Raw genomic sequence first — 16,774 nt, 5'->3', positions numbered from 1 at the left:
CACAACCTATTTTGTAACAAAATTCAATCAATTGATTAAATGAGATTTCTCTGACTTTGGCGAAACAACGCTCTGCTATTTTTGTTGTCGTTTTAATAATTAAAATACTGCAACTTGGTAAAAAGGAATATCATCAAATCAAGCATTAATAGGTTGTTACGCAACAGAAACCATTTATTTCATGATTTGGTCATACCAAGTTTTTCCCCTGATTTTAAAAATCAATATCTCAATCATAAAACCATTAAACCATCTCGTTTAATGGTTTCTATTTTTAGTATAGACATATTATCAAAAGCATCAAACTCAGTAACATATATATGAAAAAAGCAACACAATTTTTAACCTTAGCAGGTACATTTAGCATACTGGTTGCCGCTTGTAGCGGCGGCGATAAAGGTCAAAAAGCAGGTGCACCTGCGGGGCCTACAGGTCCGCAACCTTATCCTGTTGTGCAGGTTGATGAGCAAAACACTTCTCTTGAAACTGATTATCCTGCTACTTTAGAAGGTATGCAGAATGTAGATATTAGACCAAAGATCGATGGCTTTATTGAGCGTATATATGTTGATGAAGGCGCTACCGTAAAACAGGGGCAACCTTTATTTGCCATTAACGCACCTCAGTATGAGCAGGCGGTAAGAACTGCCGAAGCTGCTATTAAAAGTGCTGAAGCAGATGTTAATGCAGCTCAATTGCAGTATAACAAAACAAAACCTTTAGTAGAAAAGGACATCATCAGCAAGTTTGACCTTCAGAATGCTGAGCTTACATTAACTGCAAAAAAGGCTAACCTTGCTCAGGCAAAAGCAGCTTTGGTTAATGCAAAAGTTAACTTAGGTTATACTGTAGTTGCAAGTCCGGTAAACGGGGTTATAGGAACAATTCCTTATAAAGTAGGTGCTTTGGTAAGCAGCAACAGTCAGTTACCTTTAACCACTGTATCTAATATTTCTAAAGTTTTTGCTTATTTCTCTTTAAACGAAAAGCAACTGCTTGATATTTCTCGAAATGTAAAAGGAAATAATCTGGCTGATAAAATTAAACAAATGCCTGCCGTTTCATTGGTATTGGCCGATGGAAGCATTTACAATGAGAAAGGGAAAATCGAAACGGTTAGCGGACAAATCAACAGCCAAACTGGCGCTTCGAGCTTAAGAGCTACTTTCTCAAATCCTAATGGCTTACTCAGAACCGGAGGAAGTGCATCGATCAGAGTACCTCAATACCTAAAAAATGCCATCTTGGTTCCTCAAAAATCAACCACAGACATACAGGGTAAGAAATTTGTTTATCTGGTAACAGATACAGGAGGTGTAAAAATCACCAACATAGAAATTATGGAGTTAACCAAAGGCAATTTCTTTGTAGTAACCAACGGCTTAAAAACAGGCGATAAAATTATTTTGGAAGGTTTTTCAGGTTTAAAAGAAGGTGATAAGATCAAGCCTGTAAATAAACCTGCCGATTCTGTTTTTGCTGATATTAAAACGCAAAAACCATAAATTTTAGCTGCTGCCCTCTCGTATGAGGCTTAACTTTATCATCATAAATTTAAAATCGTAAATCGATACTATGTTTAAGAAATTTATAGAAAGGCCGGTTTTATCTACAGTTATCTCCATTATCATTGTTATACTGGGTATCTTAGGTATCATTACTTTGCCGGTTTCTCAATATCCAGAAATTGCGCCTCCAACCATTCAGGTATCCGCATCATATCAAGGTGCCAATGCCGATGTGGTAATGAGTAGTGTGGTTATTCCGCTCGAAGAGCAAATAAACGGGGTTGAAAACATGACTTACATGACTTCAACAGCTGGTAACGACGGTTCGGCAAATATTACCGTTTATTTTAAATTGGGTACTAATCCCGATCTTGCCGCCGTAAACGTGCAAAACCGTGTTGCTAGGGCAACCAGTTTATTACCTGCCGAAGTTACACGTGCAGGTGTAATTACGGCCAAACGCCAGGCCAGTAACGTACTGATTTTCTCTTTATACGGAGAAAAACCTGAGTATGATCAGAAGTTCTTACAGAACTATGCTGAAATCAATATTATCCCGCAAATTAAACGTGTACCGGGTGTAGGTGATGTAAACGCTTTCGGCCAGTCTATTTACACTATGCGTATCTGGTTAAAACCTGATGTAATGGCTGCTTATGGATTGATTCCTGCCGATATCAGCGCTGTACTTGCCGAACAGAATATTGAAGCCGCACCAGGTCAGTTGGGCGAGCAAGGTCAGCAATCTTTTCAATATACTTTAAAATATACAGGCCGTTTAAAAGACGAAAGCCAGTTTGGCGATATTATCGTTAGAACCGCAGCAAACGGACAGGTATTAAAATTAAAAGATATTGCCCGTATTGAAATGGGTGCACAAAGCTATGCCAGTTCTATTAAATTAAATGGTAAACCGGGTTTAGGTTTTGCTATTAACCAAACTGCAGGCTCTAACGCCAAAGAAGTTATTGAAGGCGCATTGGCTGCTATTGAAAGTGCATCGCACACTTTTCCTTCGGGTGTAAAATATACTGTTCTTACCAACGTAAACGATTTCTTGGATGCATCCATTGAAAAAGTGTTGCATACTCTTTTTGAAGCATTTATCCTGGTATTTATTGTGGTGTTTATTTTCCTGCAAGATTTTAAATCTACTTTAATCCCAGCCATATCTGTACCGGTTGCTATTATTGGTACATTCTTCTTCCTTAGTTTATTTGGTTTTACCATAAACCTGTTAACGCTGTTTGCTTTGGTATTGGCCATAGGTATTGTGGTAGATGATGCCATTGTGGTGGTTGAAGCAGTACATGCCAAGTTAGAAACGGGTAAATATACTTCGGCAAAATCGGCCACAAAAGATGCTATGGATGAGATTACCGGAGCAATCATTTCCATTACATTGGTAATGTCGGCGGTATTTATCCCGGTAAGTTTTATCAGCGGTTCATCAGGTGTGTTCTTTAAACAGTTTGGTTTAACACTAGCTATTTCCATTGTGTTATCGGCCATCAATGCCTTAACCTTAAGCCCTGCGCTTTGTGCTTTACTTTTAAAACCACATAAAGATCATCCGGAGCATGAAAAAACAACTTTCATAAAACGTTTTTATGCTGCATTCAATGCTTCTTTTAACAGCATGACAGCTAAATACCGTAAGTCTGTTAACTTCTTAGCACATAAAAAGTGGATTGCTGGTTTAGGTTTATTAATTGCTACCCTTGCTTTTGGATGGTTGATGTATAGCACACCTAAAGGCTTTGTACCAAACGAAGATTTAGGCTCAATCATGTCTGATATTGCCTTGCCTCCAGGTTCTTCAATGGAACGTACCGCAGAGGTGTTAAACAAAGTAAACGATATTGTTAAAGAAATTCCAGAGGTAAGATTAACCTTACAGGTAAACGGCCGTGGTATGTTAAGTGGTAGCGGAAGTTCTAACGGTATGGTAATTTCAAGGTTAAAGCCTTGGAACGAAAGAAAACGCGATGTAAAAGCGATCATTAAAGAGCTTTTTGCAAAAACTGCTGGTATCAAAGAAGCCCGTATCATTTTCTTTGCACCACCTACTATTTCTGGTTTCGGTTCGAGCGGTGGTTTTGAACTTCAGTTACAAGATCGTACAGGCGGAAGCATTGAGAACTTTACGCAGGTAAGCAGTAAGTTTATTGGCGCTTTAAATCAACGTTCTGAAATACAATACGCATCTACTTCATTTAACCCTAATTATCCGCAATACCTTATTACAGCCAATGTGCCTAAAATTAAACAGGCAGGTCTTTCACTTAATGAAGTAATGAGCGTTCTACAAGGTTATTATGGTGGTATCTACGCTTCTAACTTTAATAAATTTGGCAAGCAGTACCGTGTGGTTTATCAGGCAGACCCTCAGTACAGGGCTAATTTAGAGAGTTTAAATAATGTTTATGTACGCACACCGGGCGGAACAATGGCACCTATAAAAGGATTTATCAGTCTCCAGAAAGTATATGGTCCACAAACCATCTCACGTTTTAACCTTTATACGGCTATTACCATTACGGGTAACCCTAGCCCAGGTTTCAGTTCTGGTGATGCCATCAATGCCATTAAAGAAGAAGCTGTTAAAAATCTCCCTCCGGGATTCGGTTATGAGTTCTCGGGCTTATCTAGAGAAGAACAGAATGCAGGTAGCCAAACGGTATATATTTTCTTACTGTGTCTGGTATTTGTTTACTTCCTGCTTTGTGCACAATATGAAAGTTATGTATTACCAATAGCCGTTATTTTATCCCTACCTGTAGGTATGGCGGGAGTATTCATTTTTGGTAAGATCTTTGGCATCGATAATAATATCTATACCCAGATTACACTGATCATGTTAATTGGTTTATTGGCCAAAAATGCCATCCTGATCGTAGAATTTGCCGTTGACAGGCGAAGAAGGGGCATGAGCATTTTACATGCAGCTTTAGATGGGGCTACCGCTAGGTTAAGGCCTATTTTAATGACATCCTTTGCATTTATCTTAGGTTTATTACCATTGATGCTATCTACCGGAGTAGGTGCCGCCGGTAATAATTCTATTGGTGTGGGTGCTGTAGGTGGAATGCTTTTTGGAACCATTTTAGGGGTATTCGTAATCCCGATATTATTTATCGTGTTCCAGACTTTACAGGAAAAAGTAAGCTCAAAATCTCCTTTTGAAGAAGATTTAATTCAAGAGCAAACACATTTAAATTTTGAAGAGGTTAAAGAAGATACAGACGAATAAAAAACAGTCTTTAGAAATGAACAACAATAAGAACATATTCATTTTTGTGGCAGGTTTCATTGCTTTAAGCTTTGCATCTTGCGTTACACAAAAATATAAACAACCCGAGCTCAAAACAGAAAACCTGTACAGAGGTATAAGTAGTACAGATAGTACCAGCATTGCCGATTTGCAGCCTTCAGTCCTTTTTAAAGATGAGGCCTTGAGAGCTTTAATACAGGAAGGTTTAAGTAACAATCTTGACCTGAAAAGTGCTATAGAACGTATGCGAATAGCGCAGGCCAATTTAACAGGAAGCAAATTAGCATTTTTGCCTACTTTAACGGCCGATGTTTCTGTTGCAGATAATAAACAGTCTTCTGCAGCTTTAAACTTTCCTTCGGGCGTAAATATCAATACTGAAACCCAACTTTACAAGGTGCAACTAAGTGCTGCATGGGAATTAGATGTATGGGGTAAACTGGCAAGCAGCAAGCGTTCTGCTTTAGCTTCTTTTCTACAAACAGATGCGGCAAAAAGAGTGGTTCAAACCCAGCTGATCAGTAATATAGCCAATGCTTATTATAGCTTAATTGCATTAGACCAGCAGTTAAAGATTACTGAGCAAACTTTAAGAGTTAGAGAAAAAAGTGTTGAAACCATTAAATCTTTAAAAGAAGCCGGTATAGTAAATGGTGCGGCAGTAGTGCAAAGCGAAGCCAATAAATATGCAGCCGAGGTGAGCATCCCTGATTTGAAAAGAAGCATCAGAGAAACCGAAAATGCTTTAAGTATTTTATTGAACAGACCTGCCGGACAAATTCAACGCAGTAACATAGACAACCAACAAGTTTATACCAATTTGAACACCGGAGTGCCGAGCTTATTGCTCAAAAATCGTCCGGATGTACAACAAGCAGAGTTTGCTTTCAGATCGGCTTTTGAAAACACCAATGTGGCCAAAACTTATTTCTATCCTTCATTAACTTTAACGGCTAATGGTGGTTTATCCAGTTTAAAGCTTCAAAACTTGTTTGATAATTCTATCTTCTATAACATTGTAGGTGGATTAACTCAGCCCATTTTTAACCGCGGACAAAATAAAGTCCGCTTAGAAACCGCTAAAGCGAACCAGCAAATTGCGTTCAACGATTTTAAGAAAACGATCTTAACAGCCGGAGGCGAAGTTTCAAACGCATTATATGCCTACCAAACTGCAATAGAAAAAGAAACTTCAAGAGCAAAGCAAATTGCTTCTTTACAAAAAGCGGTTGAGTTTACAGAAGAATTGTTAAAATATAGTTCGGCTACCAATTATACCGATGTGTTAACTTCGGAGCAAAGTTTATTAAATGCACAGCTAAGTGCTGTTAACGACAAGTTGCAAAAATTGCAAGCTGTGGTTAACTTGTACCGTGCGCTGGGCGGTGGATGGAAATAATTTGCTAAGCTTAATATAAAAGGCTGTTTAAAGCAACAACACTGTCAGGCTGAGCTTGTCGAAGCCTCTCTAAAAATGCATTTCGACAACTTGTCCTGATACTTCGGGAAGCAATGTGACAGTTATTTTAAATAGCCTTTTTCTTTTACTCTCCTTCTGCAAGATAAGCGGCTATACCTATTTTGATTTCGGCATAATCTATATTTTTAGGCAGAATTTCTTTCAGTTCTCCCAACTTTATAGTCTTATGTTCCCTAATGACGTGTAGAATTTCTTCTAGTTTTTTCGGAGCTATAACTTCTTTGGCATTGATGATTTGCTGAGCTACAAAATACGCCAAATGCCCTTCAATAGTGGCTTTGGCCATTTTCCTTTCCTGTGCTATTTCCGTTGGCGTTTTTCCTTCTTTAAATAACCTTAACGTAATGGCTTTGGTATCTTCTTTAGGTTCTTTTACCTTCTGGGCTTTTTTAACCTTTTTAGGTTTGCTAAAATAAGTTTCTTCTGTAAGCTCTTCGTCATTGGCTAAAGTATAAGCTCTTAGGATTTGTGCTTCCCGTTCAGGATTTTCATTCAGAGAAGCAAAGGCTTCTTTGTCTAATTCTATATTATTAACAGCAGCCCGCAACAATAATCCCGCTTTGGCAATCCTCTTGTATTGCTCGTAAATCATCGCCTCCAAATCCAACAATTCTCGATGATAAGTCTTGGTTTGCTTTTGCTGCTTAATTTCCTCTATGGTATCAAAAACAGAACGGCTATATTGTTGCAACAAAGGGTTAAAATATTGGGTCGCAGCTTCTATCCTTTCGCTTAATATATTTAATTGTTCAGTATTTTCTGTGGCAAATATTCTTTCTATCTGCTTTAAAAACTTATCGGCATTTACCTTGAGCGCTTTGATATCTGTTTGCAATTGTTCTGCCCATTTTGCATAGTGTTGTTTAACCGATCTTTTTTCATCTTTTGAGTAACTGAAAGCATGCTCATATGTATATATATCCAGATGAGTAAAGTCAAAACTATTGATCAGGATATGCCTGATATAAAGCCCTCTCTCTTTTTTGATCTGTGTCTGCAAATCGCCCTGTTGCTCTTTAAGCCGAGAAAAATAAGTAACATTCTGATCTGCCCTTATTACCCTGTTGCCCATTAAAGAAGTAAGCACCAAACCATTTAATGAACGTAATCGCGATAAAGCCACGTAAATCTGTCCCGGAGCAAAAGCATCCCCAATATCTATAATGGCTTTATCAAAAGTTAATCCTTGGCTTTTATGTACGGTTATTGCCCAAGCTAGCTTAAGAGGAAACTGGGTAAAAGTTCCGATGACATCTTCTTCAATCTCGTTGGTTGTTTTATTAGTGGTGTACTTGATATTTTTCCAACTATATTGCTCCAATACCAATGTTTCTGCTTCACCATCAGGCTGTACTTCTATAAACGAATTGCTTAAATGGGTTACAACAGCCAGCTTACCATTAAAAAACCGCTGCTCTCCCCGCGGGTCGTTTTTGATAAACATGACCTGCGCTCCTACTTTTAATTCTAAAGTGCCTTCGGCCGGGAAAGCATTTTCAGGAAAATCACCCTCAATATGAGCCTTGTAAAAAAAAGATTTAGATTTTAGTTTCTCCAGATTGCTTTTGTTCAAGCCATCAGCTTTATGATTATGCGTAGTTAAGGTAATGTAATTATCTTTTAATGAAGGCTCGAAATCAGCCTTATAATATTGCTCCAGCAAAGCAATATCTGCTTCGTTAGTTTTATTATTGCGTAGGTTGTTCAATAAGCTGATGAAAGTGTTATCATCCTGACGGTATATTTTTTCAAGTTCAATGTAAACCGGAGGCTGGTTCCTTAATGCCAGTGCATCAAAAAAGAAAGCACTGCTATAACATGAGCTTAAAAGATTCCATTCCGTACTTTTTACCACAGGAGGTAGCTGATGTAAATCACCTATAAACAGGAGTTGCACACCTCCAAAACCTGCATTATTTCTGCGCACAAATCTCAATACAAAATCTATGGCATCTAACAAATCGGCACGCAACATACTTACCTCATCTATGATCAGTAACTCTAAATCCAACAGCATCCGCCTTTTTACAGCATTCATCCCTAAATGCTTTACCAAAGTTTGAGGATTATGGTAATGCTGTCCTGCAAATTGATTCTCAGTAAGAATACGAGGTATAAAAGTACCAAAAGGAAGCTGGAATAATGAGTGTATCGTTACACCTCCCGCATTAATAGCCGCAATGCCTGTAGGTGCTACAATAATGGTTTTCTTATGCGTTTTAGCAATAATTTCTTTTAAGAAAGTAGTTTTTCCTGTACCAGCCTTACCTGTTAAAAAAACATGACGATGCGTTTGGTTAATAAATTTTGCCGCGATCTCTGCAGGTGCAAGTGATAAATCTTCTATCATTAAAAACTAATTTTTCTTAAGCTGGGTCAGGTAAACTGAAAGGCCAAACCTATCTATAAAAGTTTGACTATCATAATTGTTACTTGCTAATCTGGAGCAAATTTAAAATTATAATACTTAATAATACCCCCTTTTAATGATATATGCTCAGTAAAATACCGCCCAATTAATTATCATACAAGTGTTAAATAATGTTACAAAATGTTAAATCTTAAAATTCTACTTTTAAAACTAAGATTTTAGTTTTAATTTAACTCCCAAATCAAACCAGCCAGATATGAAGAAAGCTCTTTTGCTGTTATGCTGTTATTTAATAATAGGCATAACTGCCCGCGGACAGAACAATTCTATAAAGGGAATAGTTGAAGATGTTGCCGCAAAAGTGAAACTCACCAATGCAACTATTAGTATTTTAAATGCTAAGGATTCTACGCTTTACAAATTTACCCGAGCTGCTGCTGACGGTAGTTTTGCGTTGAACAATTTAAAACATGGGAATTTTATTCTCTTACTCACCTACCCTGAATATGTTGATTATGTTAATCCCTTTACCTTAAGCAACGAGCAAAACCACATTGATCTGAAAAGCATAGATATGAAATTAAAATCTAAGCTTTTAAATGAGGTAATTATCAAAGGACAGGCTACTGCCATCAAAATTAAAGGCGATACCACCGAGTTTAATGCCGCAGCTTATACCATACAACCCAATGATAAGGTAGAGGATCTGCTAAAGAAATTTCCCGGCTTACAGGTTGATGCAAACGGTAAGATTACAGCGCAAGGCAAAGCTGTGGAAAAAGTTCTGGTAGATGGTGAAGAGTTTTTTGGCGACGACCCTACTTTGGTTACCAAAAACCTACGGGCAGATATGGTTGATAAAGTACAGCTTTTTGAAAAAAGCAGCGATCAGGCTGCATTTACCGGTGTTGATGATGGACAGAAAAAGCAAACCCTCAATATTGTACTGAAAGAAGATAAAAAACAAGGGTATTTCGGAAAAGCTGAGGCTGGTTATGCCACACAGGATTTTTATGTATTGCAAGGCATGTTCAATAAGTTTAAGAACAAAGAGAAGGTTGCTGCTTATGTAACCTCAAGTAACACTAACAGAACAGGCTTGGGATGGGAAGATGCAGGTAAATACGGCAGCATGTCTGGCAATATGGAAATGACAAGTGATGGTGGTATGATTATGTACTCAACTGACGATATTGGCAGTCAGTTCTGGGGCGAAGGTTTACCTAAATCGACAAATGGGGGTTTCCATTATGAAAATAAATGGAACGATGATAAGCAAGGCATCAATACCAATTATAAGTTAGGTAATATGAATGTATTTCTTGATAAAAATACTTTAAACCAAAACAATCTGCCTGATGGCATTTTTAACTCTAATAGTAGAGAGTTAACCAACAGCAAATCGTTTAAACAAAAAGTTGACGGTACCTATACGATTAAAATTGATACAACCTCTAATTTAAAAGTTACTATAGACGGAAGCCTTAGCACTATGACCAAGAACAGTTCTTATAATTCCGTTACAAAACGAGGTGATAATACGCTTGTAAATACTTCAGGGCGTACCAATGATGATAAAAGTAAACAACAGGCTTTTAATTTAAACGCCTTATATGCTAAAAAATTCAAAAAACCTGGCAGGAATTATTCTCTCAATTTAAGCCAATCTTATAACCAGAGCAATAGTGATGGTTATATCAACTCTTTAAACAAGTTTTTTAATGAGAAGGAGGTTAACTACAAAACAGAAGCTATAGATCAGTTAAAAGACAATAATCTTTCGACTTTTAAAATAAGTACAAACTTCACTTATAATGAACCATTGAGTAAATTCTTTACTCTGGTAGCTAACTACGGGCTTACTTTTATAAATGGCAAAGCCGATAAAAGAACTTATGATGCATCTGTTCCCGGTGTTTATGACCAGCTAAATGGTGAATACAGCAATTACTTTGAATCAGATCAGCTTACGCACCAGGTAGGAGCTGTATTTAATTATGTTAAAGGTAAAACGGTACTTAATTTTGGTAATAAAACCAATTTTGCCAGTTTTAATCAGCTAGAGCATTTAACCAATCAAAAGTTTGACCGCAATTTTATTAACTGGTTACCACAGGCCTCTTATACCTATAAATTCTCTGCTCAGAGATCGTTTTCAATTGGCTATAATGGAAATACTACCCAGCCAAGTGTAGCACAGCTACAACCCGTAAAAACCAATGACGATCCGTTAAATATTCCAGAAGGGAACCCAGACCTGAAACCTTCTTACAGCAGTAACATACGACTTAATTACAGAACTTATAAAGTTATTTCAAGCGAGAGTTTTTATTTTAATGCCAACTACCGTTTTACCAATAATCCTATTGTAAGCAATAATACCACCGATGGTAAGGGTGTAACTATTTATAGATCTGCAAATCTGCATGAAAAAACACCTTTTTCTGGTTATGCATATCTAGGATATAATAGAAAAATTCCTGTTTTAAATGGAATGAGTGGGGGGATTAATTTGAATTTTAACAATTCTAAAAATTACAACTACGTTAACGGCGAGATGAACACTTCTACCAGTACAAGTTATGGCCCAAGTTTGGAATTGTCATCTTTTAAAGACAAAATCAATTATTATTTTAGTTTCGGCCCGCGTTATAGGGCACAGGAAGCCTCATTACAAAAACAAATGAGCAATAAAGGTTGGGGTACGTCAGGCTATTTTGATATGAGTGCCAAATTGCCTCAAAAAATAAGTATAAGAACCAATGGAGATTATTCTTATGAACCAAAATCGGCTACATATGACCAAAGCATTGAGCAATTTATTATGAACGCCAGTTTAACCAAAGCTTTCTTTAAACAAGAAAACCTAAAACTCGTATTAAGCGTTAACGATATTTTTAACCAGAATCGTGGTTTTGACCGTTTTAGCAATGCCAACAGTATAACTCAAACCACATCGAACAACATTAACCGCTACTTCATGTTCTCATTAGTTTGGGATTTCAATAAAATGGGTGGTGGTGCACCTCAAAAACCTTAGAGCCATGAACAAGATAAAAAATTTCATTATCATCATATTATTGGTTGCCATGCATAAAAGCTATGCACAGCACACACGTTTTGTAACACAGGGTACCATTGAATTTGAGAAAAGAATAAATTCATTTGCTTTGATCAAAAAGCAAATGGAATTATGGGGTAACAGCGATAACATTTTCAGTAAAACGTTTGTTGAGAATTACCAGAAAAACAATCCGCAGTTTAAACTTCAAAAAAGCAAACTTACATTTGCCAACAACAAAACACTTTTTACACCTATAGAGGATGCTGTGGCCTCTAATGGTTTCTTAGACCTAATCCAGTTTCAACAAAATAATACCATCTTAACTAAAGTAAATGAGGGTACCAGTACCATTTTAAAAAAGGTATATGAACAAAATTACCTCATTAACGATAGTACAAGAAAAATAAACTGGAAGATTACCGATGAGTTCAGAGATATTGCCGGCTACAATTGCCGCAGAGCCAATGCATTGATTATGGATTCGGTTTATGTAGTGGCCTTTTATACCGATGAGATTGCTGTAAGCGGTGGTCCTGAAGGTTTTAGCGGTTTACCGGGTATGATCTTAGGTGTAGCTTTACCTTATGAGCATGTAACCTGGTTTGCTACTTCTGTAAACGATCAGCCCATTACAGATGATAAATTAAAAGCACCTACAAAAGGTAAAGCTGTAAACCATAAACAGCTCTACGATATTTTAAAAGAAGCGTTTAAAAGTTGGGGAAAAACAGCAAATGAAAACTATAAATGGTTTACACTTTAAGTGAACCAAAACAAAGGGTATTAGCTTACAATAAGCTTGTACCCTTTTCCATGTACATTAATAATTTCTACCTTAGGATCCTCTTTTAAGTATTTACGAAGCTTACTTAAAAAAACATCCATACTGCGCCCGTTAAAATAATTGTCGTCATGCCAGATATTAAGCAGGGCCTCTTCACGGGTTAAAACGCTATTCATTTTTAAGCAAAGCAAGCGCAATAACTCTGCTTCTTTGGTTGATAATTTTTGTTGTGTACCGTTAAAGTTGATCTGCTGTGTAGTATAATCAAAAATATATTTTCCAATTTCAAATTGTGTTGGCTCAGGTTCTGCTGGAGTAGTTTCTGTTGTGGTTATACGTTTTAAAAGCGCATTGATCCTCAAAAGCAGTTCTTCTATTCTGAAAGGTTTGGTAATGTAATCATCACCTCCTAAATCATATGCCGAAGCTTTATCTTCTATCATTGATTTAGCTGTGGCAAAAATAATAGGTACCTGCTGATTAATCTTTCTGATCTCCTTACCTAAGGTAAACCCATCTTTCTTAGGCATCATCACATCCAGTATGCAGAGGTCAAAATGCTGTTTTGAAAAAGCTTTAAATCCTTCTTCTCCATCTGTACATAAAATTACCTCAAAATTACCCTTAAGCTGTAGGTAGTCTTGCAGCAGCAGGCCTAAATTTGGATCATCTTCAACTAATAGTATTCGTTTCATGGTTTTATTTTTATATCGGAAGGATTATTTCAAATGTGGTTCCCTTATCTTTTTCACTGTTTACTTTAATTTTGCCATGCATTTGGGTAATAATATCCTGCACGTAATTTAGTCCCAAACCAAAACCCTTTACATTGTGTAAATTTCCGGTTGGTACTCTGTAAAACTGGTCAAATATACGTTTGGTCTGCTCACGGGTCATCCCAATACCTTCGTCAGTAATTTTTATATTGATATGGCTAAAACTGCTTGCAGTCTCTATGGTAATCTTAGGTTCGTTTACACTGTATTTAATGGCGTTATCTATCAGGTTATAAATTACGTTTGATAAATGTAGTTCATCGCCTTCCAGTTCATCTGTAATGGCATCCAGATGCAAAGTAAGCTGAGTATCTCTTTTTTGTAGCTGTAAGCTCATGCTATCTACCACAGCTGCAATCAATTCATTGATTTTAACTGGCTTAACATCAAACTTAATTTCTTTCCTATCGGCTCTTGCTGCATTCAATACCTGTTCAATGTGATTACCTAAGCGCACATTTTCATCATAAATAACATTGGCCAACCGGTTAACTCTGTTCTTATCGCCAATAATATCAGGATCTTTCAAAGCCTCACTTGCAATCATAATAGTAGCTACCGGAGTTTTAAATTCATGAGTCATGTTATTGATGAAATCATTTTTCATTTCAGACAATTTTTTCTGTCTTACTATAGACATGATGGTATAAGTAAAAATAAAGATTAATATCAATAACAAACTCGCTGATGATGCAAGTGTTACAAACATATTACTTAAGATCAGGCTGTTTTTAGAAGGGAAACTCAAGTAAAGCATTCCGGGGTCGGCAATGGCAATATCATTACCAAAAACAACCTTCTGATAGGTATTTTTAGGTAGAAGCTCGTCATTTTTATTGACAGCATTCCTGTAAATGATCTTATCCTGATTTTTTGAAGGGGTTAGCCAAAAGCTATAAGGCAGGTTAATATTGCGGCTTAAGAGTTCTTTTCTAATCAATGTATCGAGATCATCTTTACTAGGCACTCTGTTCTCTAAAGGCACATCTTTATTCTGTAATTCTTTAGCTACATCCTGCACCAGGTTATAGCTTGTTGTTTCATATATGTTTAAAGTATCTGCATACAGGCGTTCCAGTTCCATTTGATATTTACGTTCTGCCTTGGCATCTTCAACCTTAAATTTCCGAACCAATTCTGGATCTTTACTGGCCAGTGAAACTGTATAAGGTAAATAATTGGATGGATTAATGGCAATGTATCTGATGGTATCGGGCAGGTTATTGATTCCAGGCAGACGCCTTATACTGGCAATATTGGTAATAATGCGTCTGTCAACCAAATTACCATTACTGTCCTTGATATCTTTAACTTCGTATTTAAGGCCGTTACTTCCCGGGTTAGGATTGGTAAAGGCTCTATAAGTTTCTTCGCTAATAATGGTAGGTGAAAAATAATTGGCTCTGATTGCACTATCCTGAAAATTCAGATAATCTACCAATTGTTGTTGCTGTTTATATTTTCTGATAGCTTCATTTTCTTTGAATCTTACTTTAAAAGCAACAATAGAATCTGTCTGGCTTCTTATCCTTGAAGTGTGTTCTCTTTGCGAAACCCGATCTCTTTCGTCAAAATGCTTTACCACATTACGTTTTTGTATGTTGTTTACCACCGACGCAAGCACCTGGTTCACATCCTGATCAAACAACTGTAATTTCAGGGAATAAGATTCTCTGATGTAAAACAATTGCATTACAAATACTCCCAAAAGGGCTATTGTCATTAAAGCCGTAATAATCCAGAGGTTTCTCTTTTTCATGTTATCTCATTCAAAAATAAGCAAGTAAGCACTAACCCGCCTTCATTTAACAATTTTTAACAGTGAAAAGCATAAAAAAAGCCATCCAGAAATTACTCCGGATGGCCTCAATTGTTTCCTTAAAAATTTATTAAAATGGCAAATCGTCTTCTTCAGCAGTCGTATTTAAATCAGCTGGTGCTGCAAAAGCCGGTTGAGCGGCCGGCGTAGCGGTATTGGTAAGGGCAGTTAAGCGCCAAACCGAAAGGGTGTTAAAATATGTGGTTACACCTTCTCTGTTTGTCCATGGTCTGCCACGTAGGTTAAAAGAAACTTCCACTTCATCACCCGGTTTTACCGTATCAAATAAAGATGTTTTATCTTGCGTAGCTTCAAATCTGATGTATTCAGGGTATTGTGGGTTTTCTACGTATTCTATAATTAAGTCACGTTTTTTAAACGTTTCGGTTACTTGTTGTACAGCGCCAATTTCATGCACCTTGCCTTTAATTTCCATGTCAAATCTTTTTATTATCTCTCCAATCAAATCTCTATATTTTTATTGATAACTTCGCAATCGTTATGAAACAAGTTTTCCACACAAAAAGCAAGGTCATTGTAACCTGCAACAAAAGGTTATCTCCATACCTGGAAAAAGAGATTACAGAACTTGGTTATGAACCGGTTAGAACATTTCAAACAGGGGTAGAGTTAAACATAACGCTTACTGAATGTATAAAACTCAATTTGAACCTGCGTTGTGCAAGTCAGATTTTATATAGTTTACAAAGCTTTAAGGCTGATACTCCTGCCGAATTGTATGACACATTGGTGCAATTGGAATGGGAAGAACTGATTGATTTTGCAGGTTATTTCTCTGTAACCTCAAATGTAAACAATGTACATATTACTACTCCGCTTTTTGCCAATTTAAAGGTTAAGGATGCCATTGCCGATAGGATTAAAGCACAAAAGGGGATGCGTCCTAATTCTGGAAATGAGGTTAACAAAGCTGTCATTCACCTGTACTGGCAAGACAATAATGCCGAAATTTTTATAGACAGCAGTGGTGAAACGCTGAGCAAGCATGGTTACCGCAAAATTCCGGGAAAAGCGCCTATGCTCGAGGCTTTGGCTTCAAGCGTAATCTTTGCTACACAGTGGGATCAGAAATCGCCTTTTGTGAACCCGATGTGCGGCTCTGGAACTTTAGCCATTGAAGCTGCTTTGATTGCCACTAACAGACGCCCGGGCTTATTCAGGATGAATTATGCTTTTATGCACATTATAGGATATGATGAACTGGTATTTTTTGCCGAAAGAAGAATATTAAAGGATCAGGTTGTAAAAAATACAGATATACAGATTTATGCTACCGATATTTCTGAAGATGCGGTTGATGTGAGTCGTAAAAATGCTAAAACTGCAGGAGTTGATCAGTTGATTCATTTTGAGGTATGTGATTTTGCAGCAACACCTGTGCCCGAAAATGGAAAGGGCGTGGTTGTTTTTAATCCTGAGTATGGCGAGCGTTTGGGTACACACCAGAAACTGGAGCTTACGTACAAACGCATGGGCGATTTCATGAAACAGTATTGTAAAGGTTACAGGGGCTATATTTTTACAGGTAACCCTGACCTGGCTAAGAAGATTGGTTTGAAAGCTGAACGCAGAATTGAATTTTACAATGGTAAATTGGATTGCAGATTGCTAACCTACGAATTGTATGACGGTACACGCAGAACAGATACCAGACCTGCTGATTAACCATCACACTGA

Annotated in this window: 10 protein-coding genes; 6 read left to right on the top strand and 4 right to left on the bottom strand. The window is 37.1% G+C overall.

All coding sequences use genetic code 11. The annotated features are described in order from the left end of the window. Window positions 1-320: 320 nt before the first annotated feature. From MMF97_RS05380 to MMF97_RS05370, 3 genes are all read left to right on the top strand, one after another. Window positions 321-1,505, top strand: a complete 1,185-nt coding sequence (locus MMF97_RS05380; RefSeq protein ID WP_243360350.1) for an efflux RND transporter periplasmic adaptor subunit — start codon at window positions 321-323, stop codon at window positions 1,503-1,505. Between the two features lie 70 nt (window positions 1,506-1,575). Further along, on the top strand, window positions 1,576-4,761 hold the full coding sequence (locus MMF97_RS05375) for an efflux RND transporter permease subunit (protein ID WP_243360348.1): 3,186 nt from the start codon (window positions 1,576-1,578) through the stop codon (window positions 4,759-4,761). A gap of 16 nt (window positions 4,762-4,777) precedes the next feature. Further along, a complete protein-coding gene (locus tag MMF97_RS05370; RefSeq protein WP_243360346.1) occupies window positions 4,778-6,181 on the top strand; it encodes an efflux transporter outer membrane subunit in 1,404 nt (467 codons plus the stop codon). 145 nt (window positions 6,182-6,326) lie between these two features. Here MMF97_RS05370 and MMF97_RS05365 read toward each other — a convergent pair whose 3' ends face one another. Then, window positions 6,327-8,612 carry a helix-turn-helix domain-containing protein gene (locus MMF97_RS05365; RefSeq protein ID WP_243360344.1) on the bottom strand — a complete coding sequence of 762 codons (2,286 nt, stop codon included), beginning with the start codon at window positions 8,610-8,612 and terminating at the stop codon, window positions 6,327-6,329. A 277-nt stretch (window positions 8,613-8,889) separates the two neighbouring features. On the opposite strand from MMF97_RS05365, the gene MMF97_RS05360 reads away from it, so the two are divergent. Together MMF97_RS05360 and MMF97_RS05355 are read left to right on the top strand one after the other, a co-directional pair. Then, on the top strand, window positions 8,890-11,673 hold the full coding sequence (locus MMF97_RS05360; RefSeq protein ID WP_243360343.1) for an outer membrane beta-barrel family protein: 2,784 nt from the start codon (window positions 8,890-8,892) through the stop codon (window positions 11,671-11,673). Between the two features lie 4 nt (window positions 11,674-11,677). Next, window positions 11,678-12,460: a GLPGLI family protein gene (locus tag MMF97_RS05355; RefSeq protein ID WP_243360341.1), complete on the top strand. Its 783-nt coding sequence runs from the start codon at window positions 11,678-11,680 to the stop codon at window positions 12,458-12,460. A gap of 20 nt (window positions 12,461-12,480) precedes the next feature. Here MMF97_RS05355 and MMF97_RS05350 read toward each other — a convergent pair whose 3' ends face one another. The 3 genes from MMF97_RS05350 to MMF97_RS05340 all read right to left on the bottom strand — a co-directional run bounded on the left by MMF97_RS05350 (window position 12,481) and on the right by MMF97_RS05340 (window position 15,512). Then, window positions 12,481-13,176 carry a response regulator transcription factor gene (locus MMF97_RS05350; RefSeq protein WP_243360339.1) on the bottom strand — a complete coding sequence of 232 codons (696 nt, stop codon included), beginning with the start codon at window positions 13,174-13,176 and terminating at the stop codon, window positions 12,481-12,483. A gap of 10 nt (window positions 13,177-13,186) precedes the next feature. Beyond that, the gene (locus MMF97_RS05345) at window positions 13,187-15,016 is read right to left on the bottom strand and encodes a sensor histidine kinase (protein ID WP_243360337.1); all 1,830 of its coding nucleotides are present in this window, start codon (window positions 15,014-15,016) and stop codon (window positions 13,187-13,189) included. A 130-nt stretch (window positions 15,017-15,146) separates the two neighbouring features. Next, window positions 15,147-15,512 (bottom strand): DUF3127 domain-containing protein, encoded by a 366-nt coding sequence (locus tag MMF97_RS05340; protein WP_243360336.1) that lies wholly within the window; start codon window positions 15,510-15,512, stop codon window positions 15,147-15,149. A 65-nt stretch (window positions 15,513-15,577) separates the two neighbouring features. On the opposite strand from MMF97_RS05340, the gene MMF97_RS05335 reads away from it, so the two are divergent. Beyond that, window positions 15,578-16,762: a THUMP domain-containing class I SAM-dependent RNA methyltransferase gene (locus MMF97_RS05335; protein ID WP_243360334.1), complete on the top strand. Its 1,185-nt coding sequence runs from the start codon at window positions 15,578-15,580 to the stop codon at window positions 16,760-16,762. Window positions 16,763-16,774 lie beyond the last annotated feature (12 nt).

Source organism: Pedobacter montanisoli, assembly GCF_022809115.1.
GTDB classification, from domain to species: domain Bacteria; phylum Bacteroidota; class Bacteroidia; order Sphingobacteriales; family Sphingobacteriaceae; genus Pedobacter; species Pedobacter montanisoli.
The sequence above is the reverse complement of the archived record's forward strand: the minus strand, read 5'-3'. Positions and strand labels throughout refer to the sequence as shown.